Here is a 25,778-nt window from a genome sequence, read left to right as displayed (position 1 = left end):
GGGAAACGCGCCATGGCGTACCAGAATCGCCTCTATGTGTGGGACGACCGCTTCCTGTACCTCACCGAGGGCATCGTGTCCGGGCTCACCCAGCGGCACACCGTTACCCTGCTGGTATCCCTGGGCGAGGCCGGTTTCCGTCTCGGCGACGGGCAGGGCCGCGTCACCGACTATCCGGCGGCGCTGATCGGTAACCAGACCGCCCGTTCCCTGGACGCCAGCCGCGCGCCCCTGTTATCCATGAATTTCGATCCGCAAAGTTACGAGTACCACTGCCTGGCCGCCATGCTCGGCCGCCAGGCCGTGCGGCCGGTGATCGTCACCCCGGGGCGCATCGAGGCGGCCACGCTGCGCGCCGCCCGGAAGGCACCCTGGACGCCGCCGGCCTGTTCCGGCTCACCACCGCCTTGCCCCGGGCGCTGAGCGGCTACCGGCCGATCCGCATGCCCATGGACATGCGCGTGATTCACATCGCCCAGAAGATCAAGAAGGAGCTGCCGCTCACCAGCACCCTGGAGGAACTGGCCGCCGAAGTGGGGGTGTCCGCCCACCGGTTGCGCCACCTGTTCTCCGACAAGCTGGGCATTTCCATCAAGAGCTACACCCTGTGGGCGCGCATGCGCCGCGCGGTGGAGCTGATCGCCCATGGCGAATCCCTGTCCGTGGTGGCCCACGATGTGGGATTCTCCGACGCCGCTCACCTGACCCGCACCCTCAAGCAGTTCTTCGGCCTGACACCGTCCTTCGTGGCCCGTGGCATGGGCGTGCGCATGCTGTAATAGCCGCTGCGTTCAAGTGCCGGCGGCGTTGTTGGCCTAGGCTTTCCCGACTGGATGCCCGTGGCGGTGTCCGAAATAACAAGAACTCGGGAGATTTACATGAAAACCCTGTTCCGACCCTCCGTGTGGTCGCGGGGCGCCGTGCTTGGCGTCGCCGTGGTCCTGGCCGCCTGCGGCGGCGACAGTTCCTCTTCCTCATCGTCGTCGCCGGACGGCGACGGCTACAGCGCCACCATCGAGCGCACCACCTACGGCATTCCGCACATCACCGCCGACGGCTACGGCGGCGCCGGCTACGGCCACGGCTACGCCATCGCCGAGGACAACCTGTGCGTGCTGGCCTCCGCCTACGTCACCTTCCGGGGCGACGGGTCCCGCTACTTCGGGCCGGACGCCCTGGCGGCGCCCATGGGCACCTTCGGCGCGCCGACCAACCGGGAGGCCGATTTCTTCTTCCGCTTCGTGGTCAACGATGACCAGGTGGCCGCGTTCCGCGATGCCCAACCGTCCGACGTGCGTCAGCTGTCGCGGGGGTTCGCCGCCGGTTTCAGCCGCTATGTGCGGGAAGTGAAGGGCGGCGAGCACGCCGGCCGCCACCTGACCTGTCGGGACCAGCCCTGGCTGGCGCCGATCACCGAGCAGGACGTGTTCCGGCGCCTGGTGGCCCTCAACCTGGCCGCCAGCAGCTCCAACCTGCTGGAGGAAATCGTCAACGCCCAACCGCCTTCCGCCAGCGCCACCAGCCTGACGCGCGCCGGCGGTGAACAGGCCGATGATGAGCACCGCTTCTGGGTCGGCGGCGAGGAAGGCATCGGCAGTAACACCCTGGCGTTTGGCGGCGATGCCACCGAATCCGGCGGCGGCCTGCTGTTCGCCAACCCGCACTGGTATCTGGAAGGCGTGGACCGCTTCTACCAGCTGCAGATGACCATCCCCGGCGAGTTGAACGTGTCCGGCGTCTCCATCATGGGCGCGCCCATGGTGCTGCTGGGTTTCAACAACGACATCGCCTGGGCGCACACCGTGTCCACGGCGCGCCGCTTCACGCCCTATGCGCTGGATATGGTCGACGCCACGCATTATCGCAAGGACGGCGAGGAGAAGGCCCTGGAGGCGGTGGAAATCACCATCCAGAAAAAACAGCCGGACGGTTCCCTGGTGCCCGAGACCCGCACCCTGTACCGCTCCGAATACGGCCCCATGATCAATTTCGGTAACCCCAACCTGCCGCCCTGGGGCATCACCCTGCGCGACATCAACCTGGAGAACACCCAGTCCTTCCAGAACTTCCTGGCCTTCGACCAGGCGGACTCCCTGGACGCTCCCCTGGGCGAGGTGCAGACCTACGCCAAGGCCGGCACCGACATTCCGCAATACGGCGGCGAGGGCGGCGAGGGCTACTTCACCGTGCTGCGCAACACCTATCTGCACGTGGTGGACTTCCCCGAGGGTGAACCGGTACGGGCCTACACGCTGCTTTCCCATGGCGAGTCCACCGACCCCACCAGCCCGCACTACGCGGACTACACCGAGGCCTACTCGCGCAAGCAATGGCACCGGGTGCCGTTCACCCGCGAGCAGATCGAGAACGCGCGGCTCTCCATTACCGAGATCAGCGAGTAACCCGCTCCGGCGCGCCTGCCTTCCCCGGTCAGGCGCGCTGAGCCGTTCGGTCATTGAGCCGCCCGCCGGCCCCGGCGTAGCCTGACGGTCCGTTTATCAGTCAGGCGAGGACTCGACGTGACCACGGCATACATCGTAGAAGCGGTACGCACCGCCGGCGGCCGCCGCAATGGGCGGCTCAGCCGGGTGCACCCCGCGGATCTGGGCGGCAAGGTGATCGACGCGGTGCTCGACCGCACCGGCGTGGAGCCGGGCCGCATCGACGACGTCATCTACGGCTGCGTGAGCCAGATCGGCCCGCAGACCTTCAACATCGCCCGCACCTCCGTGCTCAGCTCGCGGCTGCCGGAATCGGTGCCCGGGGTATCCATCGACCGCCAGTGCGGTTCCTCCCAGCAGGCCATTCACTTCGCCGCCCAGGCGGTGATGAGCGGCACCCAGGACCTGGTGATCGCCGGTGGCGTGGAGTCCATGAGCCAGGTGCCCATCGGTTCGCCGGTGACCGTGGCCAAGGAGCTGGGCAATCCGTTCAGCGGCGAGATCGGCCGCCGTTATCCGGGCGAGAATTTCAGCCAGTTCACCGGCGCCGAGCGCATGGCCAGGAAGTACGGCGTCAGCAAGGCGGACCTGGACCGCTTCGCCTATGAATCCCACCGCCGCGCCGCCGCCGCCACCGAGGCCGGGCGCTTCAAGCAGGAGATCCTGCCCCTGGACGTGCCCCAGGAAAATGGCGAAACCCTGCGCCACGACGTGGATGAGGGCATCCGCTGGGACGCCGACCTGGACGCCATCAGCGGCCTGCAACCGCTGGCGGAGGACGGCATCATCAGCGCCGCCAACGCCAGCCAGATCACCGACGGTGCCTCGGCGGTGCTGGTGGCCAGCGAACGGGCGGTGCGCGAGCACGGGCTGACGCCCCTGGCCCGGGTGCACGCCCTGTCCGTGGTGGGCTCCGACCCGACCATGGTGCTGGAAGGCCCGATCCCGGCCACCGAGAAGGTGTTGCAGCGCGCCGGCATGACCCTGGCGGACCTGGATCTCTACGAGGTCAACGAGGCGTTCGGCTCGGTGCCGCTGGCCTGGCGCAACGCCCTGGACGCGGACTACGACCGCCTCAACGTGAACGGTGGTGCCCAGGCCCTGGGCCATCCGCTGGGCGCCACCGGCGCCAAGCTCATGGGCACCCTGATTTACGAGCTCAAGCGGCGCGGCGGCCGCTATGGCCTGCTCGCCATCTGCGAGGGGCTGGGCACCGCCAACGCCACCATCGTGGAAGTGCTGTAGGCGTACGGCGGCAATTTTGGCCGGCCCGACGGGCCAGAATGCCCGGCGGCGCTTGTGGGCGCCGCCGGGCTTTTCTATGTTGGGCCACTGATTTCACTCCCCCGGCAAGAGAAGGAAACGCCCATGGCCACCGGCACGGTGCACAGCAACGGCATCGAACTGTTCTACGAAACCCGCGGCCCGGAAGACGGTGAACCGCTGGTGTTCATCATGGGGCTGTCGGCGCAGTTGGTGTTCTGGCCCGAGGGGCTGCTCGACGCCCTGGCGAACCGGGGCTACCGGGTGATCGCCTTCGACAACCGGGACGCCGGCAAGTCCTCCCGCATCCGCAAGCCGTTCAAGTACGGGCCGGTGCAGGCGATGCTGCGCCATCTGGTGGGCCTCAAGGTTCACGCCCCTTACACCCTGAACGACCTGGTGGACGACACCATGGGCCTGCTGGATGCCCTGGGCATCGCCAAGGCGCATCTGGTGGGCGCCTCCATGGGTGGCATGATCGTGCAGCTGGCGGCGGCCACCCGGCCGGAGCGGGTGCTCAGCGCCACCTCCATCATGTCCAGCACCAACAGCCCGCTGCTGCCGCCGCCGCGCCCTTCGGCGCTGAAGACCCTGGTGGCGCCGCGCACGGAAATCGAGACCGTGGATCAGTACGTGGCCTTCGGCCTGGACATGATGGCCAAGCTGGGCGGCACCCTGGACCAGGGCCGCGATGAATTGGAGAACATGTTCCGGCGCAGTTGGGAGCGGGGTCTCAACCCGCGTGGCATCCGTAACCAGTTCCTGGCGATCCTGGCCACCGGCAACCTGACCAAGCGGCTCAAGGCGGTGCGGTGTCCGGTGCAGGTGGTCCACGGTGGCGCCGATCCGCTGATCCGGCCCGCCGGCGGCAAGGCCTCGGCGCGGGCCATCCCCGGTGCCCGGCTGACCATCATCGACGGCATGGGCCACGACCTGCCGCCGTCGGTGCAGCCACGTATCGTGGAATTGATTGATGGCAACTGCCAGCGGGTGGAGGTGGAGAAAGCGGTGGCGGTGGGCGCCTGACGCCGGACGCTCAACCCGGGCCTGGAGTTCCTGGGGCGTTACTGGCAGGAAGGTGCTGCCTGACAGCAAACACGCCATTCGTTTCCGTGCAGGGTTTTAGCGTCCGGCGTCCAGCGCATCATGCACGCTCAACGGGAAACGGCCACACCCGGTCGATGCGTTCGGCGCCGCTGAGCACCATCTGCAGCCGCTCCAGCCCCAGCGCCACGCCGCTGCACGGCGGCAGCCCCGCCGCCAGCGCGGCCAGCAGGTACGGGTCCGGCGTCATGGTGCGTTTGCCGGCGGCCCGGCGCTTTTCATTGTCCCGCTCGAAGCGGCGCGCCTGTTCGTCGGCGTCCAGCAACTCCTGGTAACCGTTGGCCAGCTCCAGGCCCCGGTGGTAGATCTCGAAGCGCCGCGCCACCCGGGCGCCGTCCCCGTCCTCGGTGGTTTGCGCCAGGGCCGCCGCCCAGCCGGGGAAATCCGTGACCACGGTGAGCACCGCCGGGTCCAGGGCCGGCTCCACGTCCACGGCCATCAGATAGTCCACCGCCTGGGGCCCGCTCAGGCCGGTCGGGGCGCCGGCCCGTTCCGCCCGGGCGGCCAGATCCGCCGCCGGGGCGGTCAGCGGGTCCAGCCCGGTGACCGCCGCGAACAGCTCGCGGAAGCGGCGGCGCTCGGCGCCGGCACCGCACAGCGGGCCCAGCAGCGCCAGACACTCGTCCACCAGGGCCTCCAGGTCGAAGCCCGGGCGGTACCATTCCAGCAGGGTGAATTCCGGATTGTGGCGGGCGCCGGCCTCGCCGTGGCGGAAGGCCCGGGCGATCTGATAGATCGGCCCGCTGCCGGCGGCCAGCAGCCGTTTCATGTGGTATTCCGGCGAGGTCTGCAGCCAGCCGTGGCCGGGCACCTCGATGGCATCGATGTGCTCGTCGCTGACCCCGTGGGCGGCCAGCAGCGGGGTGCTTACCTCCATGACCCCGCGCCCATCGAAAAAGGCGCGCACCGACCGTAGCAGGTCGGCGCGCGCCTTCAGGGCATCGTGGGCGGCGGTGGGCAGCCAGGATGCATCGCTCATGGGCGGGCTCAGTTCTTGATGCGGCCCACGTATTCGCCGGTGCGGGTGTCCACCTTGATCACCTCGCCTTCCTGCACGAACAGGGGCACGCGCACCACGGCGCCGGTGCTCAGCGTGGCCGGCTTGCCGCCGGTGCCGGCGGTATCGCCCTTGAGGCCGGGGTCGGTCTGGGTGATCTCCAGCTCCACGAAATTGGGCGGGTTCACGATCAGCGGCTCGCCGTTGTAGAGGGTGATCTCGCACATGTCCTCTTCCTTCAGCCACTGCTTGGCGTCGCCCACGGCGTCGCTGCCGGCGGGCTTCTGGTCGAAGGTGTTGGGGTCCATGAAGTGCCAGAATTCGCCGTCGTTGTAGATGTACTGCATGGTGATATCCAGCACATCGGCGCCTTCCAGGCTGTCGCCGGACTTGAAGGTGCGCTCGACCACCTTGCCGGTCTTCAGGTTGCGCAGTTTCACGCGGTTGAAGGCCTGGCCCTTGCCGGGCTTCACGAACTCGTTTTCGATAATGGCGCACGGGTCGCCGTCGAGCATGACCTTCAAGCCGGACTTGAATTCATTGGTAGAATAGCTGGCCATAGACACTGATCCACTGTTGCGGGAATTACCGGATGGCGTTGAAAAGGCTGGCCATGATAACGCAGGAGGCCGACGGTTGGCAGGTGCCCGATTGGCGCCGCCTGCAGGCGGACCTGATCACTGACGTAGCCGCCTTGTGCGAGCACCTGGGCCTGGACCCGGCGCGGCTGCCCGATGGCGTCGACGCCGACAGCGATTTCCCCCTGCGGGTGCCGCGCCGCTATCTGGACCGCATCGAGCCGGGCAACCCGGACGACCCCTTGCTGCGCCAGGTGCTGGCCAGCGGTCGGGAGCGGGAAACCGTGCCCGGTTACGGCGCCGATCCCCTGGAGGAGGCCGAGCACACGCCGGTGCCGGGGCTGCTGCACAAGTACCATGGCCGCGCCCTGCTGGTGGTCACCGGGGCCTGCGCGGTGCACTGCCGTTACTGCTTCCGCCGCCATTTCCCCTACCAGACCCATTTGTCCGGCGGACGCTGGAAGCAGGCCCTGGCCTGGTTGCGCGAGCGCGACGACATTCGCGAGGTGATCCTCAGCGGCGGCGACCCCCTGACCCTGGGCAATGAGCGGCTGGCGGCGCTGCTGGAAGAACTGGCGGCGATTCCCCATCTCGACCGGCTGCGGCTGCACAGCCGCACCCCGGTGGTGATCCCCGAGCGCCTCGACGACGGCCTGCTGTCGCTGCTGGAGGCGCCGCGCTGGCGCGCCACCCTGGTGCTGCACGCCAACCACCCCCGGGAGATCGACGCCGATCTGGCGGCCCGCTGCCGGACCCTGGGCCGGGCCGGGGTCACCCTGCTCAACCAGGCGGTGCTGCTGGCCGGCGTCAACGACGACGCGGACACCCTGGCGACGTTGTCCGACCGGCTCCACGACGCCGGGGTGCTGCCGTATTACCTGCACCAACTGGACGCGGTGGCCGGGGCCGCCCACTTCGCCGTTCCCGACCATCGTGCCCGGGCCCTGCATGCCGCTCTGCGCGCTCGTCTGCCGGGCTTTCTGGTGCCCCGGCTGGCCCGGGAAGAGCCCGGCGAAGCGGCCAAAACAGTGCTGGCTGGTTAATTTACAATCAGTCGGTTTTCCCGTACGGTTTTGTGATTCAGTTCGCAAAAATAACGGGCAATCGCCGCCCGTCGGTGAGGGAAGACACCGATGCACGAGGCTTGGCCAACGGATCTGGCATGGGCGCTGCCGCCCGATGCCGGCAAACCGATCGAAAAACTGTCCCTGGCCAGCGCCCGCCCCCGGCGCCTGCGCGCCTGGTTGGCGACGCTGTCCCTCGGCGAGCCCATGGCCGACCCGGCGCGTGGCGTTCTGCCGCTGCTGCGGCTCCTGGAGGAACTGGCGCTTCTGCGGGTGGATGCCCGCCGCCGCCTGGCGCTGCTGGAAGAGGTCCGCCCCGGCGTCCACCAGCTGGCCCAGGCCCTGGAAGCCGACTTCCTGAATCAGCCCCTGGTGCCGCCGGCGCGCAGCCGCGCGGCGGCGGACCATGCCCGGGCGCTGTTCGAGGGGCTGGCCCTGGGTTACCAGGCGGTGGCCGTGGCGCTGCTCAAGGAGCGCCTGGGGCGCCCGGAACGGCAGGCCGCCGCCACCGCCCTGCAGCGCGCCGCCGAGGCCCTGGCCCAGCGTCTGTGCCTGGCCTGGCTGCTGTACACCCCGGTGCCGGAAGGTCTGTGGCGGCGCCTGCACCGCCTGCACGCCACCGCCGAACGCCACGCCCTGCAGGCGGTGACCGTGGCGGACCCGCTGCTGCCCGGGCGCGAGGGCTCGGTGCACCTGACCTACGCCCGGTTGTTGCTGGTGGCCAGCGCCCAGCCCAACCGGTTGCGTCCCTCCGCGCTGCTCGCCCTGTACCGGGCCGCCGGGCACTGGGCGCGCTGGCTGGTGTTGCACGGCGACCGCCGTCAGGCGCGCTTCCGGGTGGACCCGGAAAGCGACCAGGGCCCCCGCCCGGTGGCCGGGGGCGACCCGCCGGGCCAGCTCTATTTCGACCCCCGCCCCCTGGCCGAGGCGCTGGCGGGCGACGGCGCCGCTAGCCCGCTCGGCGACATTCTGCTGAACCAACTGCGCGCGGTCTGGCTGGCGGCCCCGGACCGGGCCCGGCCGCGCCGCGCGGCCAGCGGCGAGTCGGGTTTGCTGGTCGGCCTGAAAGCGGCCCACGACGGCCTGGAGCGCGCCGGCGGCGAGCTCGACCCGCACCCGGTGCGCTGGCTGGACCGGGCCGAGGGCGGTTGCCGGCTGGCCTGGGCCGGCGCCACCCCCCGGGCCCTGCGCACCGGCGGCCCGGTGGCGGTGCGCGACCCGGACACCGGCGCCTGGCGGGTGGGCGAGGTGCGTTGGGTGGCCCGCCACGGCGACGGCGCTCAGTTGGGCGTGGCGCTGTGGCCCGCCGGCACCCGGCCGGTGCGGCTCAGCCACGGCTATGGCGACACCCTGCCGGTGCCGGCCCTGCTGGTGCCCGCCGGCGTGGACATGGACACGGAAACCCTGCTGGTGCCCACCGCCGGGTTCCGCGCCGGCGCCCGGGTGACCATCTGGGAAGGGCCGCCCCGGCTGGCCCGGCTGGGCATCCGGGTGGCTGTCTCCCCGGACGTGGCGCGCTTCTCCTTGCGTCCCGATTGACCGCTCAGGCCGGCGGCGCATTGATCCAGGTCTTTGGCGAACGCAGCGCCGTCAGGCACAATGGACGCTCTACGAATAACGGATGAGCACCGGCGCCGATGACATACGCTCTCGATACCCTTCGCTTGCTGATCGCCCATGACTCCCAGGATGAAGCCGAACAGTTGATGAATGCCCTGCGTAACGCGGGGCGGGCGACCCGGGCACAACTGGCGCTGAACGAGGATGAGCTGGTGCGCGCGCTCAAGGGCGGCGCTTGGGAACTGATGCTGTGCCGGCCGAGTTTCGGCGACGGCACCTTCGAAGGCGCCATGGCGCACATCAACCGGCTCGGCAAGGCCCTGCCGGTGGTGCTGCTCAGCGATGACTACAACGCCGAGATCGTGCGTGAAGCCTACAACGCCGGCGCCCGGGCGGTGGCGCCCAAGGACGACCGCGAGCTGCTGATGCAGTGCGTGGACCGGCTCATGGAGTTCCTGCGCCTGCGCAAGGAGCTGCAGCATTCCGAGATCAGCCGCCACGAGGCGGAGAAACGCCTGCGCCTGCTGATGGACCAGAGCCGCGACGCCATCGCCTACGTGCTGGACGGCATGCACATCCACGCCAACGAAAACTACGCGCGCATGTTCGGCTACGAAGACGCCGACGAACTGGCCGGCGTGCCGATCATGGACATGGTCTCCGCCGAGGACCACGACCGCCTCAAGAAGCTGCTGCGCAGCCGCGCCCAGGATGAAAGCCAGACCAATGAACTGGAATGCCGGGGCGTGCACACCGAAAACGGCGAGTTCGGCGCCAACTTCATTTTCTCGCCGAGCACCTTCGACGGCGAGGCCTGCACCCAGATCGTGATCCGCGCCACCGGCCTGGACGAAAACGCCCTCCAGGAGCGGCTCCACGAGATCAGCCAGACCGACCAGGTGACCGGGCTCTACAGTCGCTCCTGGTTCATGGAGCAACTGGATCAGGCGGTCAGCGACGCGGCCCGCCAGGGAGAACTGGCGGCGGTGCTGTACCTGCGTCTGGACGATTTCGAGCACCACCAGTCCAGCCTCGGCATGGAGGGCGCCGACGACGCCCTGCGCGCGGTGGCGGACTGGCTGCGCGGCCACTGCGCCGACGGCAAGCTGGCGCGGGTGGACGGCGAGGACTTCGCGGTGCTCAAGCCGGTGGCCGACATCGACGAGGCGGCGACCCTGGCCGAGGAACTGCGCGCCGGAATCGAAACGCTGATGCCGGAGGTGGCGGCGCGCACCGTGCACATCACCGCCAGCCTGGGCGTGGCCTTCGCCCGGGAGGACGCGCGCAGCAGCCAGGATATCCTCACCAAGGCGCTCAAATGCTGCAATCAGGCCCAGCGGCAGAACGACGAGCAGGGCAACGCCATCAAGATTCACGACCCCATGGACGATGTCGCCGCCGGCTCCAACGAAGCGGTCGCCCTGAGCATCCGCCAGGCCCTGGAGAAGGGCAGCTTCCGCCTCAAGTACCAGCCACTGATGAGTCTGCGCGACGAAAGCGAGCAGATCTTCGAGGTGTTCGTGCACATGCCCCAGAAGCAGGGCGACGACCTGGCCGCGGCGGACTTCATGCCGGTGGCCGCGGAGCTGGGCATGGCCGGCAAGGTGGATCGCTGGGTGGTGCTCAACGCCATGCGCGCCGCCGCCGCCCAGGACGAGAAGGTCACCCTGCTGGTCAATCTGAGCGGCTATTCGCTGGGCGAGAGCGGGCTGGCGGAATGGCTCACCAAGGCCATGCGCGCCGCGCGCCTGTCCGGTGAGCAGGTGATCTTCCAGTTCTCCGAGGGTGACGCGGTCAATTACCTCAAGCAGGCCGGCGCCTTCGCCGAGACCATGCGCAAGCAGGGCTGCGGGCTCTCCATCAGCCGCTTCGGCGGCGGCCTGGACCCGTTCAAGCTGTTCGAGCATATCCCCGCCACCATGGTGAAGTTCGAGGGCTCGTTCACCCAGGAGCTGGGCAAGGCGGAAAGCCGCGAACGTTTCGCGGAGCTGATTCAGGAAGTGCAGGGCAGCGGCCGGCGCACCCTGGTGGGTTTCGTGGAATCCGCCGCCCAGATGCAGACCCTGTGGACCCTGGGCGGGGTGGATTATCTGCAAGGCTACTATCTGCAGGCGCCCATGGACCGGCTGGAGGTGGCGGAAACCACCGAAGGATGAGGAGAGAGCAGTTAAGAGTGAACAGTTAACAGTTAATAGCGCAAGAGTCACGCGCGGGCCGCGGGCCCGCGCTTGGTTTAGCTGTTAACTGTTCACTGTTAACTATTCACTACTTAAGTAGTTCTTGTTGGTCCTTGTCCCGCACGCCGATCAGATAAAGAATGCCGTCCAGTCCCAGGGTGGAAATGGAATGCTCGGCGTTCTTCTTCACCAGCGGCTTGGCGCGGAAGGCGATGCCGAGGCCGGCGGCTCCCAGCATGGGCAGGTCGTTGGCGCCGTCGCCCACGGCGATCACCTGTTCCATGTCGATGCCTTCCCGGGAGGCGATCTCGCGCAACAGCTCCGCCTTTCGGTCGCCGTTGACGATCGGTTCCGCCACTTCGCCGGTGACCCGGCCGTCCTCGATCTTCAACTCGTTGGCGTAGACGTAGTCGATGCCCAGCAGCCCCTGCAGCCAGTGGCCGAACCAGGTGAACCCGCCGGACAGGATGGCGGTGCGGTAGCCCAGCGCCTTCAGGGTGCTGACCAGCCGGCGCGCGCCCTCGGTGAGCTCGATGCGGTCGCGCACCCGCTCCAGGGCGCTCTCGTCCAGCCCCTTGAGCAGGGCCACCCGGGCACGGAAGCTTTCGTTGAAGTCCAGTTCCCCACGCATGGCCCGCTCGGTGATGGCGCTCACCTGCTCGGCGACGCCGGCCTCCACCGCCAGCTCGTCGATGACCTCGGAGCGGATCAGGGTGGAATCCATGTCGAACACCACCAGCCGGCGGTTGCGGCGGAAGGCGTTGTCGCGCTGGAAGGCGATGTCCAGATTGCGGTCGTTGGCGATGCCCAGGAAGGCGGCGCGCATGGCGGCGGTGTCGCGGGGCTCGCCGCGCACCGAGATTTCCACGCAGGCGCGCCCGTCCGGGTCACCGTTCTCGCCTTCCAGCCGCACCCGGCCGGATAGCCGCGCGATGCTGTCGATGTTGAGGTTGTTTTCCGCCACCACCGTGGTCACGTCGCCGAGCTGCTCGGCGGTGATCTTGCGCGACAGCAGGGTGATGATATGGCGGTCCTTGCCCTGGCCGGACACCCACTGCTCGTAGCGATCCTCGTCGATGGGCCGGAAGCGCACCGAGGTGTCGCGCTTGTGGGCCTCGAACAGCAGGTCCTTGAGCATGGAGGAGGCGTCCGCCCCCGGCGGCACTTCCACCAGGATGCCCAGCGACAGGGTGTCGTGGATCACCGCCTGGCCGATGTCCAGGATATTGAGATGGTAGCGGGCCAGAATACGGGTAAAGGCGGCGGTGAGTCCGGGACGGTCGTTGCCGGACACTTGGATGAGAATGATCTCGCGCACGCTCTGGGGCTCTCCTTGGGGGCCGTGGGTGGCAGAATGGAACGGCGTCCAAGATTACCAGAAAAGCGGCGCGGGTTGAGGCCCCGGCCAAGCCGGAGGGCGCCTGGGCGGGTTATACTCGGCGCCCATTGAACCAAGCGAGGATGGCAGCGCATGGCCCTGTGGCAACAGCTTTGGGAACAAGGGCGTCCGCGGCTGCGGCGGGAGAAACGGCTGCTGTGGGAGCTGGCGCTGATGCTGCTGGTGGCGCTGGTGATCGGCGTTTACTTCCTGGAGCACTTTTCCGCCCGCCTGGCCGCCGAGCAGCGGGTCCAGCTGGAGGCGCTGGCCCGCCAGACCGGCCTGCGCGCCGCCGAATCCCTGGCCGGCGAGGATCTGATCGGCCTCAACGTGATCGCCCGGGAAACCCGGGACCTGGCGCCGGTGGCCGGCGCGCGTTTCCTGGACACCGCCCGGGAGCCGGTCACCGGGGGCCTGCCGGACGGTGCCGGCCTGGTGGTGGAGGTGCCGGTGGCCCTGCCCGATGGCGAGATGGCCGGCTCCCTGCAATTGGCGGCTCGCGCCGACCCGGCGCCGCGCCAGCGCCTGGAAACCGGCTATGTGCTGGTGGTGCTGGGCATCCTGATCCTGCGGCTCGCCGGCGAGGCCATTTACCGTCGCCTGTTCCGCCCGCCGCCGCCGGCGGAAGCGGCGCCGCCGGAACCGGAGGATCGTCCCGCTCCGCCGGTGGTGCCGGGCCAGCCGGAGGAAGACACCGGGCCGGCGGTGGAACTGCGCCTGAGCGTGGTCAACTTCGATCATTACCAGCAGCGCTACACCCGCGCCGCCCTGGACCAGTTGCTGGACGATTACCACCGTCTGTTGGACGAGGTGGTGGCGCTGTACGGCGGCCGGGTGGTGGCCGGGCTGGGCGAGCGGGCGCGGGTGCGCTTCAGCGGCGAGCCGCTGTCCGCCGCTGCTTTCTCCGCCCTGTGCGCCGGCTTGCTGTTCCTGCGCGTGGTGCGCCTGCAGGCGCCGCGCCGCAAGGCCGCCCAGTCCCCGGCACTGGAGTTCAAGGCGCTGATCAGCGAACAGTTCGGTGAAGCGGACAGCTGGGCATTGTGCCTGGCCGGGGTGCCCGGCCGGCTGCATGTGCCGGAGAGCGAGCTGACCCGCGCCGAGCTGGATGTGAAGGCGCTTTACCAGACCGACCGGGCCCTGGTAGTGCAGGCCGCCGAGCAGCAGGTGCGCCTGCAGCCGGTGGAGCAGCTCGCCCACCGCTACCAGACGCTGTTACGGACTCAGGCGGAAACGGTGATGGGCGCCGGCTCCGGAGACAGCGGCGAGGGCGAGACCTCGTCCAGCAAATAGGTTCGCATGGCCGCGCCCACCCGCTGCGGCAGGTCGGCGATGCCCTGGTTGCCGAACAGCCGGTTGAATTCCAGCACATAGGGGCGGCCGTCCACCCAGGCCACGTCGAAGCCGGCGTGGTCGATCCCCAGCCGGCGGGCCAGCTCCAGCACCAGCTCCAGGGCGGCGTCCGGCACCGGCAGATCGGTGCGCACCCGGGCGCCCCGGGCCAGGTTGTTGTGGAAGCTGGTGCCTTCGCGCCAGTAGCTGGCGACGATGTCCCGGCCCACCACCACCACGCGCAGGTCGCGCACGATGGGCAGCAGTTTCTGGATGTAGAGCGCCTCGTGACGGGCGGCGTAATCCAGGAATTGCTGGCGGTTTTCCACCAGGAAGACGCCGTCGCCCTCGCTGGAGCGCACCCGCTTGGCCACGAACGGGAAGGTCCAGGTGTCCAGGATGCGGCTCACGCCGCTGTGGCTGGACGGCAGGATCTCGGTCTCGGGCACGTTGTCCGGGCAGGCCAGGCGCAGGGCCCGGGTCATCTCGATCTTGTCGTGGCCCAGGTGATAGGTGGCCAGGCTGGGGAAGATCGGCCGGCCGAGCACGTAGTGCAACGCGTGCAACTGCCAGTAGGCGGGGAACAGCAGCCAGTCCGCGTCGGCGAGCTGCTCGCGCTGGGCGAACATATGCTCCGGTTTGATATAGCGCACCCCCGGCAGGCCCAGGGTGCGGAAGGGGTCGAAGGAAATCAGTTTCAAGGCCGGCGGACCTCGCGCAACGCAACCGGCGATTTATAGGACGAAAACCGCGCGCCGGCAAGCCCCCGCGACGCTTCCGGTCATGGCATTCCCGCCGGCGGCGCACTAACCTTTCGCGCAGCGAATCGAATCGAGGGAGACAACCGTGGAATTACCGGCACCGGAAAGCGGCCAGATCCTGGTCAAGACCACTGAAGCGGTGATGACCATCACCCTGAACCGGCCCGACAAGCTCAACGCCCTGACCGGGGCCATGTACCAGGACCTGGTCAACCTGCTGGCGTTGGCGTCCGACCACGACGACATCGGCGCGGTGCTGATCGAGGGCCAGGGCAAATCATTCTGCGCTGGCAACGATCTGGCGGACTTCCTGGCCGCCGGCAACGGCACCGGCGACGGTACCGAGGCCGGTGCCGCGCCCTTCATCCGCGCGGTGAGCCGTTTCGAGAAGCCGCTGGTGGTGGCGGTGCAGGGCAATGCGGTGGGCGTGGGTACCACCCTGCTATTGCACGCGGACATCGTGGTGGCCGCCGACGACGCCAAATTCATCACTCCGTTCGTCGATCTGGGCGCGGTGCCGGAGGCGGGGTCCTCCAAGCTGCTGCCGGCCTGGTTGGGTTACCAGCGCGCCGCGCGCATGCTGCTGGTGGGCGAGCCGTTGACCGCCGAGGAAGCGGCCCAGGCGGGGCTGGTGGCGCGGGTGGTGGAGCGGGCGCACCTGGAGGGCACCGCTCGCCAGTACGCCGTGGCCCTGGCCGCCAAGCCGCGCCGCGCCATGCGCGAGAGCAAGAAACTGATGCGCCAGGCGGCGGAGATGCCGCTGGCGGAGCTGGTGGATCACGATCTGGCCCTGTTCGCGGAAATGCTCCAGGGCGACGAGGCCAAGGCCATTCTGGCCGCCAAGCTCGGGAAGAAGTAAGGGCCGCGCGGGAATCTTCGGGCGTGTTTCTCCAGCCGGGCCGCGAGTCGGCGTGGTCCCTCCTTCCGGGAACGCCGTGAACCCGTCCCTGGGGGCTCCCGGTTTGACATCCTGTCAAACAGGGTCCCGGAAGGAGGGACCACGCCGACTCGCTACGGGGTAGCGTCACGGGCGGCTACCGGAACCGCCCGAAGGGCTGGCCCATGCGCACGGTGTCGCCGGGCAGGGCGGCGTCGTCGAAGGTGGCGGCGCCCTCCGGGAACAGCAGGATCACCGTGGAGCCGAGCAGGAAGCGGCCCAGCTCGGCGCCTTTTTCCAGCACCACCGGCGCCGGGTCGCGGTAGTCGCGGCGGGTGACGTCGGTGGCTTGGGGCGTTGCCTGGCCAGCGAACACCGTCTCGATGCCGGCGACGATCATGGCGCCCACCATCACCACGGCCATGGGGCCGCGTTCGGTGTCGAACACGCACACCAGCCGCTCGTTGCGGGCGAACAGCCGGGGCACCCGTTCCGTGGTGGCCTGGTTCACCGAGAACAGCCGCCCCGGCACATAGATCGTTTCCCGCAGCGTGCCGGTGCAGGGCATGTGCACCCGGTGGTAGTCCTTGGGCGAGAGATAGACGGTGGCGAACTCGCCGTTGCTGAACTCGCCGGCCAGGGCGCCGTCGCCGCCGAGCAGCTCGAAGGCGGAGTAGTGCCGGCCCTTGGCCTGGAACAGGTCGCCGCCGCGCAGCCGGCCGCGCTGGCTGACGGTGCCGTCCGCCGGGCACGCCAGGGCATCGTGGTCCTCGGCGATGGGGCGGGCGCCGTCCTTCAGCGCCCGGGTGAAGAAGGCGTTGAAGTTCTCGAAACGGTCCGGATCCTCGATCTCCGCTTCGCTCAGGTCGACGCCGAAACGGCGGATGAAGGTGTTGATGAAGGTGGTTTTGATCCAGGGGATCTCGCTGCGCGCCACCCAGCCCACCAGCCGCGACAGCAGATGCTGGGGCAGGCAGTACTGAACGGCCACGAACACTTTGTCTTTCAGCGCGCTCACGGCGGGCTCTCCATGCGGGCCGGGCGCGAGCCCGGCGGTTTGGTGGTTGGTGTTATTCGGATTTTTCCACCGGGGTGTCCGGATGGTTGCCCCATTCGGCCCAGGAGCCCGGGTAGCCGCGGATGTCCTGGAAGCCCAGGATCTTGCCGAGCAGCCAGGTGAGGCCGGAGCGGTGGTGGGTCTGGCAGTGGGTGATCACCTGCTTGTCGCCCTGGATGCCCCGGTCCGCCAGCTCCCGGCGGATTTCCTCCAGATCCCGCAGACGCAGATTGTTGGTTTTGTCCATGGCGTCGGTCCACTCGTAGTGGGCGGCACCGGGGATGTGGCCGGCCTTCTGGGCGAAGGCGCGCACGCCGGCGAATTCCTCCTCGGAGCGCGCGTCCCAGATCACCACGGACGGGTCCTGGTAGTGGGCCAGCACATGGTCCAGGTCGACGCTGGTGCGCGGGTCGTGTTCGCCTACCTGGTAGTCGCTGGGCTCCGCTTCGGTGCGCTCGGTGCTGGTGGTCAGGTCCTCGGCCAGCCAGCCGTGGATGCCGCCGTTCAGGTAGCTGTAGCGCTTGTGGCCGATGGCGTCCAGGGTCCACAGCAGGCGCCCGGCCCAGCCGCCGCCCTCGTCGTCGTAGGCCACCACCCAGGTATCCGGGGTCAGGCCCAGTTCGGAGAACAGCGCCGACAGTGTCTGGTCGTCGGGCAGCAGGCCCGGCGCCGGCTGGGTGCCCGCCAGCAGACGCTGATGGTCCAGGTGGATGGCGCCGGGCACATGGGCCTGGTCGTACACCTGATCCTTGCACAGATCGATGATCAGCAGGTCCGGCGCGTCCAGATGGTCGGCCAGCTCGGCGGGTTCGATGAGAAGCGGCAGTTCAGAGGTCATGATTGATCGCCATCGCTACGTCGTGTGACAGGCATTGTACTGGAGGGACAGGGAGGGTGTCAGATGGGTTCCCGGCCTCGCTCAGGAGTGATAACGCTGTCGCGCCTGTTCATCCAGGGTGGCGGCGATGTGAAAAAAGTTATTAAGGCGCTCGGCGCTGATGCGGCCCGCGTCCGCCGCCTCGCGCAGGGCGCAGCCCGGTTCGTGGCGGTGGGTGCAGTTGCGGAACCGGCAGTGGCCGGCCAGCGCCGCCAGTTCCCGATAGCCGCGCAGCAGTTCGTCCTCGTCGATGTGCCACAGGCCGAATTCGCGGATGCCCGGGGAATCGATCAGGTGGCCGCCGCCCTCCAGGTGGAACAGGCGCGCCGTGGTGGTGGTGTGCTGGCCCAGGCCGGACACGTCCGACAGGGCGCCTACCGCCAGTTCCGCCTCCGGCAGCAGGGCGTTCACCAGGGACGACTTGCCCACTCCGGACTGGCCCACGAAGGCCACGGTGCCGCCGGTCAGGCCGTCGCTCAGGTCGGCCAGGCCGTCCCGTGAGGTGGCGGACACCTGCAGCACCGGGTAACCCAGGTCCCGGTAGAGCGCCACCAACCGGGCCACGGTGTCGGCGTTGTCCGGGGCCACCAGGTCCGCCTTGTTGAGCACCAGGGTGGCGGGGATGCCGGACAGCTCGGCGGCCACCAGGTAGCGGTCGAGCAGGGCGCTGGACGGTTCCGGACGCGGCGCGAACACCACCAGCAGTCGGTCCAGATTGGCCGCTACCGGCTTCAGGTTGCCGTAGTTGTCCGGGCGCTTGAGCACGGTGGCGCGGGGCATCACGGCGGTCACCACGCCGTCGCCTTCGCTGCGCGGCGCCTGCCAGATCACCCGGTCGCCCACCACCAGCTGTTCCAGGTTGGCGCGGAAGTGGCAGCGCGTCGGCGCGCCGTCACCGGCTTCCACCAGCACCTGGCCGCCGAAGTGGGCCACCACGGTGCCTTCCTGTTCCTCGCCCAGATCGGTGGCCGTCGGGTGGGCGCGCTCCGCCTTGCGCTGGGCCCGGTCGCGCCGCTCCTGCTGAATCTTCTCGATGCGCCAGCGCTGCCGCCGGTTGAGGTTGCGTTTCGCCATAGTGTGCTGTGCGGGCGGCCTGGCCGCCGATACGGGATGAAGCCTGCAGGATACAGCAACCCGGGCGTCGCGGGCACGGCCTTGCGGCTGGCAGGGCCGGTCGCGCGCTGTATCCTGTATCCTTCACCCTGTATCGGCTTTTTCCCCGGGAGAACCATGACGCAATCACAGGACAACCTGATCTGGATCGATCTGGAAATGACCGGGCTGGACCCCAGCCACGACCGCATCATCGAGATCGCCACCATCGTCACCGACGCCCATCTGAACATCCTGGCCGAGGGGCCGGTGATGGCGGTCAAGCAGAGCGGCGCCCTGCTCGACGGCATGGACGAGTGGAACACCCGCCACCACAACAACTCCGGCCTGGTGGAGCGGGTCAAGCGCAGCGACGTGGACGACGCCGAGGCGGAGCGGCGCACCCTGGCGTTCCTGGAACGGTATCTGGACGCCGGTGCCTCGCCCATGTGCGGCAACAGCATCTGCCAGGACCGCCGTTTCCTGGCCAACTACATGCCCCGGCTGGAAGCCTTCTTCCACTACCGCAACCTGGATGTCTCCACCCTCAAGGAGCTGGCCCGGCGCTGGAAGCCGGACATCCTCGCCGGCTTCCAAAAGGCCAACAAACACCTGGCCCTGGATGACATTCGTGAATCCATCGCGGAACTCGCCTACTACCGCGAGCATCTGATTCAACTCTAGGGTCGTGATCGGGAGGGACGATCGTGAAAGGCGCCGAGCAGCGGAGCGAAAAAGGGCGGGTGTGGGATCTCCCCACCCGGTTGTTTCACTGGACCCTGGTGGGGCTGTTCGCCTTCCTGTGGTATTCCGGCGGCGGCAGCAGCGCGGAAATGGACTGGCACATGTTGGCCGGTTACGCCCTGCTGGCGTTGCTGTTGTTCCGCATCCTGTGGGGCTTCTGGGGCTCGCCGCACAGCCGCTTCCGGGATTTTCTCACCGCGCCGGCGGCGGCGGTCCGTTACGGGCTGGCCTTCGCGCGCGGCCGGGCGCCGGCCTACCGGGGGCACAATCCCCTGGGTGGCTGGATGGTGGTGGTGATGCTGGTGCTACTGCTGGCCCAGGCGATCAGCGGCCTGTTCGCCACCGATGACATCAGCATCGACGGCCCGCTCAATCATCTGGCGCCGTCGTCCCTGGCCGGGGCGCTCACCGATTTTCACGGTTTCAACATCAATCTGCTGCTGGTGCTGGCGGGGCTGCACGTGGCGGCGGTGGCCGCCCACCGTCTGCGCGGCGAGCGGCTGGTGGGCGCCATGATCACCGGCCGCAAGGCCGGCGACGGCGACGCCGCCCCGGCGTCCGCCTGGCGGGCTCTGTTGCTGGCGGTGCTCGCCGCGGCGGTGGTGTGGCTGGTGGTGACGCTGGGCGGCTGACCGGTTACTTGCGGTAATCGTCGTGGCAGGCCTTGCAGGCCTGGCCCACCTTGCCCACCTGGTCGAGCATGGCCTGCTGGTCGCCTTCCCGGGCCAGGCTCGCCAGGGTGCTGGCTTCTTCCTGGAAACGGTTGGACTTGGCGTCGAAGTCGTCGCGGTTTTCCCAGATCGCGGGCAGGGCGTCGCTGCCCTCCGCAGTGCCTTCCTGAAAACCTTCCCAGGGCAGCTTGGAGAGGTTTTCCAGAATCCCCGCCTTGCGCTCGAACACGGCCTGGTCGAACGGCTGCTCGCCCTTGGCCATGGCACCCAGGGTGCCGAAGTGCCAGGCGATCACGTGGAAGACGGAATGGCGGTACTCCGCCGCTTCGTTGGGCCCGCCGGAGCAGGCGTTCAACAGCGGCGCGGCGATGGCGAGCATAATCAGGGCTGGCTTTTTCATGGCTGGCGTTCCCTCTTGGTCGATAATTGAAAAACATTCCCCCGGTTTGAAGGCGTCATCCCGACGGCGGTTCCCCGAAGGCGATCCTGACAGTCTAAAGAATACGAACTTTACATGCCGGCTCTGTTTCGCAGCCGGCGCAGGGCCCAGACCACATGCTCGCGCACCAGCTCGCTGGGGTCGTGCCGGGCGGCTTCCAGGGCCGCCAGGGCGGCCGGGCTGGCCGGGCCGTTGCCCAGGGCCACCGCCAGGTTGCGCCGCCAGCGCTGAAAGCCGGCGCGGCGGATCGGCGAGCCGGCGGTGCGCGCCAGGAAGGTGGCCTCATCCCATTGAAACAGGTCCACCAATTCCCGATCTTCCAGGCCGTGGCGTGGGCGGAAATCGGTCTCGCCGCTGTGCGAGGCGAAGCGGTTCCAGGGGCACATCAACTGGCAGTCGTCGCAGCCGAACACCCGGTTGCCGATGCCCGGGCGCAGGTCCTCGGGAATCGGCCCATCGTGTTCGATGGTCAGGTAGGAGATGCAACGCCGGGCGTCCAGCTGGTAGGGCGCGACGATGGCGTCGGTGGGGCACACCGTCATGCAGGCGGAGCATTTGCCGCAGTGATCCTCGCCGGGGCGGTCCACGGGCAGCGGCAGGTCGGTGTACAGCTCCCCCAGGAAAAACCAGCTGCCGGCGTCCCGGTTGAGCAGCAGGGTGTGTTTGCCCTGCCAGCCCAGCCCGGCCTTCTCGGCCAGGGGCTTTTCCATCACCGGGGCGCTGTCCACGAAGGCCCGCGCCAGGCGCGAGTCGGTGACCTCCTGGCGGACCCAGTCCGCCAGCCGCGCCAGCCGTTTGCGGATTACCTTGTGGTAGTCCCGGCCCAGGGCATAGCGCGACACATAGGCCTTGTCCTTCTGGCGCAGCACTTTCACCGGCTGGGTGTCCGGTGGCAGGTAGTCCATGCGCAGCGACAGCACCCGCACCGTGTCCGGTTCCAGTTCCGCCGGCCGCGAGCGCTTGTTGCCGTGGGCGGCCATCCAGTCCATGCCGCCATGGCGGCCGGCGGCCAGCCATTCATGCAGGCGCTGTTCGGCCTGGCTCAGGTCCAGGTCCGCCACGCCCATCTGCTGGAAGCCCAGTTCCCGGGCCCGGAGGGCGATGCGCTGTTTGAGGTCGTCGAGATCCATGTCGCGCGGGCGGTCAGTCGCTGGTGGCCACCGCCGCCGGCTGGCGCCGCTGCCGGGCGGTGACGAACAGGGAGGCGGCCACCACCAGGGCGCCGCCGGCCAGCGCCAGTGAGCCGGGGGTTTCCGACAGCACCAGCGCCGCCAGCAGGGTGGCGTAGGGCACCTGCAACGCCAGGGTGAAGGACACCGTGGTGGCGCTCAAGCGTCGCAGGCCATGGGTGATCAGGGTGTGCGGCACGGCGGTGAACACCGTGCCCAGCAACAGCAGCAGCCCCCAGGTGGCCGGCGCCAGTTGCAGCGGCGAGGTGCTCAGAAAGGGGGCGAACGCCAGGGCGGTGAGGGCGCCCTGGTAGAGCATCACCTGGGGGCCGGAGACACCGTCCAGAAAGCGCTTTTGCAGCAGGTTGCGCAGGGAATAGAGCACCGCCGAGAAAATGCCCACCGCCAGGCCCAGGGGCACGTTGCCGGCCAGGCCGCCCTCCAGGCCGATCAGGGTGACGCCGGCGAGCACCGCCAGGCCGGCCAGCAGCGCATAACCCCGGGGGGCGCGCCGATGCAGCAACGGTGGCTCGATCACCGCGGTGATCACCGGGAAGGTGAGCAGCGCCACCACGCCCACCGCCACCGAGGACACCTGCATGGCGTGGAAGTAGGTCATCCAGTGCACCGCGAACAGCAGGCCGCCGATCAGCATGGCCAGGTAGTGGCGCGCCGACGGCAGCCGCAGCCGCGCGCGGCCCAGCACCATCACCACCAGCAGGGCGAGCGCCGCGATGCCGCCGCGCAGGCCGGTGATGTCCAGCGCCGGCAGGGGCACCAGTTTGGCGAACAACGCGGTGCCGGCGAGCATGAACGCGGCCAGGTGCAGACCATAAAGGTCCCATTGGGGCTCGGAGCGAGGAGGCATGGTGGTCCCGTGGTCGGCGCAAAATAGGAACAGGTATACTGTGGTCGCATACCGCAACGACGGAGCCAAGGATAGCAGCGAATGTCCGTGAGATCGTTACCCGGCCGTCTCTACAGCGCCGAACAAACCCGCGAACTGGACCGCCTGGCCGGCGAGGCCGGCCTGAGCGGCGAGCAATTGATGGAACGGGCCGGCCGTGCCGCCTTTGAGCTGCTGGTGCAGCACTGGCCGGATCTGTCGCGGCCGGCGATTCTGTGCGGCGGCGGCAACAACGGCGGCGATGGCTATGTGATCGCGCGCCTGGCCCTGGAAGCGGGGCTGGCGCCGGTGGTGTACCAGGACAAGCCGGTGGAAGAGATGCACGGCGATGCCCTGACCATGGCGCGCCGGGCCCGGGATGCCGGGGTGCCGATGCGGCCGTTGAGCCTGGATTGCCTGCCGGAGGACGCCCCGGTGCTGGTGGACGCCCTGCTCGGCACCGGCCTGGCCGGCCCCCTGCGCGAGGACAAGCGTGCCCTGATCCAGGCCCTGGACGATCTGCGCAAGCCGGTGTTGGCGGTGGACGTGCCCTCCGGGCTGGCGGCGGACAGCGGCGCCTCCACCGGCGCCGTGCTGCGTGCCCGCTGCACGATCACCTACATCGGCGTGAACCGGGGCCTGCTCACCGGGATCGGCCCGGTGTGCACCGGTGAGCTGCTGTTCGACGACCTGGGCGTGGAGGCCCGGGTGCACGACGCCATCGCCGCGCCGGTGTGGCGCCCGGCGCCGGCGGACCTGGCCCGCTGGTTGCCGCGACGGGCGCCGGACGGGTACAAGAAAACCTACGGTCACGTGCTGGTGATCGGCGGCGACCACGGTTTCGGCGGCGCGCCGATGATGACCGCCCAGGGGGCCGGCCATGCCGGCGCCGGGCTGGTCAGCCTGGCCACTCGGAGCGAGCACGTGGCGCCGCTGCTGGCGCGTCAGCCGGAGATCATGGCCCGGGCGGTGGACGGCGTGGCGGATCTGGCGCCGCTGCTGGAGCAGGCCACGGTGGTGGCGGTGGGCCCGGGCCTGGGTCGTGATGCCTGGGGACGGGCCCTGCTGGAAGCGGCCCTGGACAGCGGCCTGCCCCTGGTGGTGGACGCCGACGCCCTGACCCTGATCGCCGAGTGGGGCGTGGACGCCCGCGACGACTGGGTGCTTACTCCGCACCCGGGGGAGGCGGCCCGACTGTTGGGCAGCGACACCGGCGCCATCCAGGCGAACCGCTTCGCGGCGGTGGAAAGCCTTGCCGCCCGCTACGGTGGCACCGCCCTGCTCAAGGGGCTGGGCACCCTGGTGCGCGGCGCCGAAGGCACCGCGCTGATCAGCGACGGCAACCCGGGCATGGGCAGCGGCGGCATGGGGGACCTGCTCACCGGCGTGATCGCCGCCCTGCGTGCCCAGGGACTGGCGCCCTACCGGGCCGCCGCCCTGGGCGCCATGGCCCACGCCCGCGCCGCCGACCGGGCCGCCGCCCGGGACGGCGAGCGCGGCCTGCTGGCCACCGATCTGCTCATGGACCTGCGCCGGGAGTTGAATGAACACTGAACGCCATTATCTGGCCGACGAAGCCGCCACCCTGGAGCTGGGCGCCGACCTGGGCCGCCGCCTGGCGCCGGGCAGCTGCGTTTATCTGCGCGGCGACCTGGGCGCCGGCAAAACCACCCTGATGCGCGGCCTGCTGCAAGGGCTTGGCCACCGGGGCGCGGTAAAAAGTCCCACCTATACCCTGGTGGAACCCTATGAAGTGGGTGGGGTCCCTATCTATCATTTCGACCTGTATCGGTTGGGCGACCCCGAGGAACTGGAGATGATCGGCATCCGCGACTATTTTGACGGACGGGCCCTGTGCGTGCTGGAGTGGCCCGACCGGGGCCGGGGCATGATTCCCGAACCGGATCTTACCGTGACCCTGACCGTGGACGGGCGGGGACGACAGGCAAACCTGGAATGGGCCCATGGCCAACACTGAGCGAGCGACCCTGCCCCGACTGATGGTCCTGTGCCTGCTGGCGCTGGGTTGCCTGGCGACCGTGCCGGCGGCCGCCGTGACCGTGGATTCGGTGCGTCTGCACCGGGCCCCGGACCACACCCGCATCGTCTTCGACCTGCCCGAGCCGGTGGAGCACAGCCTGGACAAGCTGGCCGACCCGGACCGGGTGGTGGTGGACCTGCCCGACACCGAGCTGGATTTCGACATGGCGTCGCTGGACGTCAGCGACAGCCCGATCAAGGACATTCGCGTGGGCAAGCACCCGGACATGACCCGGGTGGTGTTCGACCTCAATGAAGCGGTGCGCCCGCGCACCAACCTGCTCAAGCCGGTGGCGCCGCACAACTGGCGGCTGGTGGTGGACCTGTTCGACAAGGACCCGCGGCCGGTGAAAACCGTGGACAAGCCGGAGGCGGCCGCCGGCGAGCCCCGCGAGATGATCGTCGCCATCGACGCCGGCCACGGCGGCGAGGACCCGGGGGCCTCGGGCCCGGGCAATCTGCGCGAGAAGGATGTGGTGCTGCAGATCGCCAAGAAACTGAAGGCGCGCATCGACGCCCATGACGGCATGAAGGCGGTGATGGTGCGCGACGGCGACTACTATGTGCCGCTGGCGGAGCGCCGCCGCATCGCCCGCCAGGACAACCACGCCGACGTGTTCATCTCCATTCACGCCGACGCCTTCACCGACCCGCGCGCCCACGGCGCCAGCGTGTTCGCCCTGTCCAACCGGGGCGCCACCAGTGCCCGCGCCCGCTATCTGGCGAAGATGGCCAACGAATCGGACAAGGTGGCCGGCGTCTACGAGGAGGAGAAGGACGATTCCAACCTGCTCAGCGTGCTCGCCGACATGCGCATGAGCGGCTCCATGGCCCACAGCCTGTACCTGGGCCGCCAGATTCTCGCCGAGATGGGCCAGATCACCCGTCTGCACGGCGGCCGCGACACCGTGGAGCAGGCCGCCTTCGTGGTGCTCAAGGAACCGGAGATGGTGTCCGTGCTGGTGGAAACCGGCTTCATCTCCAACAAGGAGGAGGCGCGGAATTTGCGTTCCAGCGCCCATCAGGACAAACTCGCGCGCTCCATCGAGGCCGGCGTGGAGCGCTATTTCCGCACCCATCCGGCGCCGGGCAGCTGGTTCGCCGCCCAGCGCAGCCAGAACGGCGACCAGTATCGCATCCGGCCCGGCGACACCCTGTCCGGCATCGCCCGCCGACATCAGGTCACCGAGCAGTCGCTGCGCGCCGCCAACAACATCGAGGATGACCGCATCATCGTCGGCCAGACGCTGGTCATCCCCCAGTCCTGACGGAGA

General features: G+C 69.0%; 25 protein-coding genes. 15 read left to right on the top strand and 10 right to left on the bottom strand.

Annotated elements, in window-relative coordinates; genetic code table 11:
* Positions 1-12 precede the first annotated feature (12 nt).
* From HMJ39_RS18895 to HMJ39_RS12005, 5 genes are all read left to right on the top strand, one after another.
* Positions 13-423 (top strand): hypothetical protein, encoded by a 411-nt coding sequence (locus HMJ39_RS18895; RefSeq protein ID WP_228462310.1) that lies wholly within the window; start codon positions 13-15, stop codon positions 421-423.
* Positions 408-779: a helix-turn-helix transcriptional regulator gene (locus HMJ39_RS18890; protein WP_228462309.1), complete on the top strand. Its 372-nt coding sequence runs from the start codon at positions 408-410 to the stop codon at positions 777-779. The genes HMJ39_RS18895 and HMJ39_RS18890 overlap by 16 nt, the downstream gene beginning before the upstream one ends.
* A gap of 99 nt (positions 780-878) precedes the next feature.
* Complete coding sequence (locus HMJ39_RS12015) at positions 879-2,402, top strand: penicillin acylase family protein (protein ID WP_194297498.1); 1,524 nt, start codon at positions 879-881, stop codon at positions 2,400-2,402.
* A gap of 117 nt (positions 2,403-2,519) precedes the next feature.
* On the top strand, positions 2,520-3,686 hold the full coding sequence (locus HMJ39_RS12010) for an acetyl-CoA C-acetyltransferase (RefSeq protein ID WP_194297497.1): 1,167 nt from the start codon (positions 2,520-2,522) through the stop codon (positions 3,684-3,686).
* Positions 3,687-3,809: 123 nt separating this feature from the next.
* Complete coding sequence (locus HMJ39_RS12005; RefSeq protein ID WP_194297496.1) at positions 3,810-4,730, top strand: alpha/beta fold hydrolase; 921 nt, start codon at positions 3,810-3,812, stop codon at positions 4,728-4,730.
* Between the two features lie 118 nt (positions 4,731-4,848).
* Here the strand turns inward: HMJ39_RS12005 and epmA are convergent, their stop codons facing one another.
* The gene (gene epmA, locus HMJ39_RS12000) at positions 4,849-5,787 is read right to left on the bottom strand and encodes an EF-P lysine aminoacylase EpmA (protein ID WP_194297495.1); all 939 of its coding nucleotides are present in this window, start codon (positions 5,785-5,787) and stop codon (positions 4,849-4,851) included.
* 8 nt (positions 5,788-5,795) lie between these two features.
* A complete protein-coding gene (gene efp / locus HMJ39_RS11995; RefSeq protein ID WP_161384596.1) occupies positions 5,796-6,365 on the bottom strand; it encodes an elongation factor P in 570 nt (189 codons plus the stop codon).
* A 53-nt stretch (positions 6,366-6,418) separates the two neighbouring features.
* On the opposite strand from efp, the gene epmB reads away from it, so the two are divergent.
* The 3 genes from epmB (at position 6,419) to HMJ39_RS11980 (ending at position 11,163) form a co-directional block, all read left to right on the top strand.
* Entirely contained in the window at positions 6,419-7,426 is a 1,008-nt protein-coding gene (gene epmB / locus HMJ39_RS11990) for an EF-P beta-lysylation protein EpmB (RefSeq protein WP_194297494.1), read from the top strand.
* A 90-nt stretch (positions 7,427-7,516) separates the two neighbouring features.
* Positions 7,517-8,986, top strand: coding sequence for a hypothetical protein (locus HMJ39_RS11985; RefSeq protein ID WP_194297493.1), 1,470 nt, complete (start codon positions 7,517-7,519; stop codon positions 8,984-8,986).
* Between the two features lie 98 nt (positions 8,987-9,084).
* Positions 9,085-11,163: an EAL domain-containing protein gene (locus tag HMJ39_RS11980; protein WP_194297492.1), complete on the top strand. Its 2,079-nt coding sequence runs from the start codon at positions 9,085-9,087 to the stop codon at positions 11,161-11,163.
* Positions 11,164-11,272: 109 nt separating this feature from the next.
* Here the strand turns inward: HMJ39_RS11980 and serB are convergent, their stop codons facing one another.
* Complete coding sequence (gene serB / locus HMJ39_RS11975) at positions 11,273-12,502, bottom strand: phosphoserine phosphatase SerB (protein ID WP_194297491.1); 1,230 nt, start codon at positions 12,500-12,502, stop codon at positions 11,273-11,275.
* 153 nt (positions 12,503-12,655) lie between these two features.
* Here serB and HMJ39_RS11970 point away from each other — a divergent pair, with 153 nt between their 5' ends.
* Positions 12,656-13,852 (top strand): hypothetical protein, encoded by a 1,197-nt coding sequence (locus tag HMJ39_RS11970; RefSeq protein WP_194297490.1) that lies wholly within the window; start codon positions 12,656-12,658, stop codon positions 13,850-13,852.
* Here the strand turns inward: HMJ39_RS11970 and HMJ39_RS11965 are convergent.
* Complete coding sequence (locus HMJ39_RS11965; RefSeq protein ID WP_194297489.1) at positions 13,783-14,592, bottom strand: ATP-grasp domain-containing protein; 810 nt, start codon at positions 14,590-14,592, stop codon at positions 13,783-13,785. The two genes, HMJ39_RS11970 and HMJ39_RS11965, sit on opposite strands and share 70 nt — an antisense overlap.
* A gap of 145 nt (positions 14,593-14,737) precedes the next feature.
* On the opposite strand from HMJ39_RS11965, the gene HMJ39_RS11960 reads away from it, so the two are divergent.
* On the top strand, positions 14,738-15,511 hold the full coding sequence (locus tag HMJ39_RS11960) for an enoyl-CoA hydratase-related protein (protein ID WP_323370893.1): 774 nt from the start codon (positions 14,738-14,740) through the stop codon (positions 15,509-15,511).
* 175 nt (positions 15,512-15,686) lie between these two features.
* Here the strand turns inward: HMJ39_RS11960 and asd are convergent, their stop codons facing one another.
* The 3 genes from asd to rsgA all read right to left on the bottom strand — a co-directional run bounded on the left by asd (position 15,687) and on the right by rsgA (position 18,537).
* The gene (asd, locus tag HMJ39_RS11955) at positions 15,687-16,547 is read right to left on the bottom strand and encodes an archaetidylserine decarboxylase (RefSeq protein WP_194297488.1); all 861 of its coding nucleotides are present in this window, start codon (positions 16,545-16,547) and stop codon (positions 15,687-15,689) included.
* Positions 16,548-16,599: 52 nt separating this feature from the next.
* Positions 16,600-17,424 carry a sulfurtransferase gene (locus HMJ39_RS11950; protein WP_194297487.1) on the bottom strand — a complete coding sequence of 275 codons (825 nt, stop codon included), beginning with the start codon at positions 17,422-17,424 and terminating at the stop codon, positions 16,600-16,602.
* An 81-nt stretch (positions 17,425-17,505) separates the two neighbouring features.
* Positions 17,506-18,537, bottom strand: a complete 1,032-nt coding sequence (gene rsgA, locus HMJ39_RS11945) for a small ribosomal subunit biogenesis GTPase RsgA (RefSeq protein ID WP_194297486.1) — start codon at positions 18,535-18,537, stop codon at positions 17,506-17,508.
* A gap of 156 nt (positions 18,538-18,693) precedes the next feature.
* Between rsgA and orn the strand changes: the two genes are divergently transcribed.
* The gene (gene orn, locus HMJ39_RS11940) at positions 18,694-19,239 is read left to right on the top strand and encodes an oligoribonuclease (RefSeq protein ID WP_194297485.1); all 546 of its coding nucleotides are present in this window, start codon (positions 18,694-18,696) and stop codon (positions 19,237-19,239) included.
* Between the two features lie 23 nt (positions 19,240-19,262).
* On the top strand, positions 19,263-19,931 hold the full coding sequence (locus HMJ39_RS11935; protein WP_194297484.1) for a cytochrome b/b6 domain-containing protein: 669 nt from the start codon (positions 19,263-19,265) through the stop codon (positions 19,929-19,931).
* Between the two features lie 4 nt (positions 19,932-19,935).
* Here HMJ39_RS11935 and HMJ39_RS11930 read toward each other — a convergent pair whose 3' ends face one another.
* From HMJ39_RS11930 to HMJ39_RS11920, 3 genes are all read right to left on the bottom strand, one after another.
* Positions 19,936-20,370, bottom strand: coding sequence for a c-type cytochrome (locus HMJ39_RS11930; RefSeq protein WP_194297483.1), 435 nt, complete (start codon positions 20,368-20,370; stop codon positions 19,936-19,938).
* Between the two features lie 110 nt (positions 20,371-20,480).
* Positions 20,481-21,539, bottom strand: a complete 1,059-nt coding sequence (queG, locus tag HMJ39_RS11925) for a tRNA epoxyqueuosine(34) reductase QueG (RefSeq protein ID WP_194297482.1) — start codon at positions 21,537-21,539, stop codon at positions 20,481-20,483.
* Positions 21,540-21,552: 13 nt separating this feature from the next.
* Entirely contained in the window at positions 21,553-22,446 is an 894-nt protein-coding gene (locus HMJ39_RS11920) for a DMT family transporter (protein ID WP_194297481.1), read from the bottom strand.
* An 81-nt stretch (positions 22,447-22,527) separates the two neighbouring features.
* Here HMJ39_RS11920 and HMJ39_RS11915 point away from each other — a divergent pair, with 81 nt between their 5' ends.
* From HMJ39_RS11915 to HMJ39_RS11905, 3 genes are read left to right on the top strand one after another with little or no spacing between them, the layout of a single operon-like run.
* Positions 22,528-24,018 carry an NAD(P)H-hydrate dehydratase gene (locus HMJ39_RS11915; RefSeq protein WP_194297480.1) on the top strand — a complete coding sequence of 497 codons (1,491 nt, stop codon included), beginning with the start codon at positions 22,528-22,530 and terminating at the stop codon, positions 24,016-24,018.
* On the top strand, positions 24,008-24,442 hold the full coding sequence (tsaE, locus tag HMJ39_RS11910; protein ID WP_194297479.1) for a tRNA (adenosine(37)-N6)-threonylcarbamoyltransferase complex ATPase subunit type 1 TsaE: 435 nt from the start codon (positions 24,008-24,010) through the stop codon (positions 24,440-24,442). The genes HMJ39_RS11915 and tsaE overlap by 11 nt, the downstream gene beginning before the upstream one ends.
* Complete coding sequence (locus HMJ39_RS11905; protein WP_194297478.1) at positions 24,429-25,772, top strand: N-acetylmuramoyl-L-alanine amidase; 1,344 nt, start codon at positions 24,429-24,431, stop codon at positions 25,770-25,772. Before tsaE ends, HMJ39_RS11905 begins: the two co-directional genes overlap by 14 nt.
* Positions 25,773-25,778 lie beyond the last annotated feature (6 nt).

It is taken from the genome of Alloalcanivorax profundimaris (assembly GCF_015265435.1).
Taxonomy (GTDB): Bacteria; Pseudomonadota; Gammaproteobacteria; order Pseudomonadales; family Alcanivoracaceae; genus Alloalcanivorax; species Alloalcanivorax profundimaris.
Note: the sequence above shows the minus strand (reverse complement) of the source record. Positions and strands in the feature narration are given on the sequence as shown.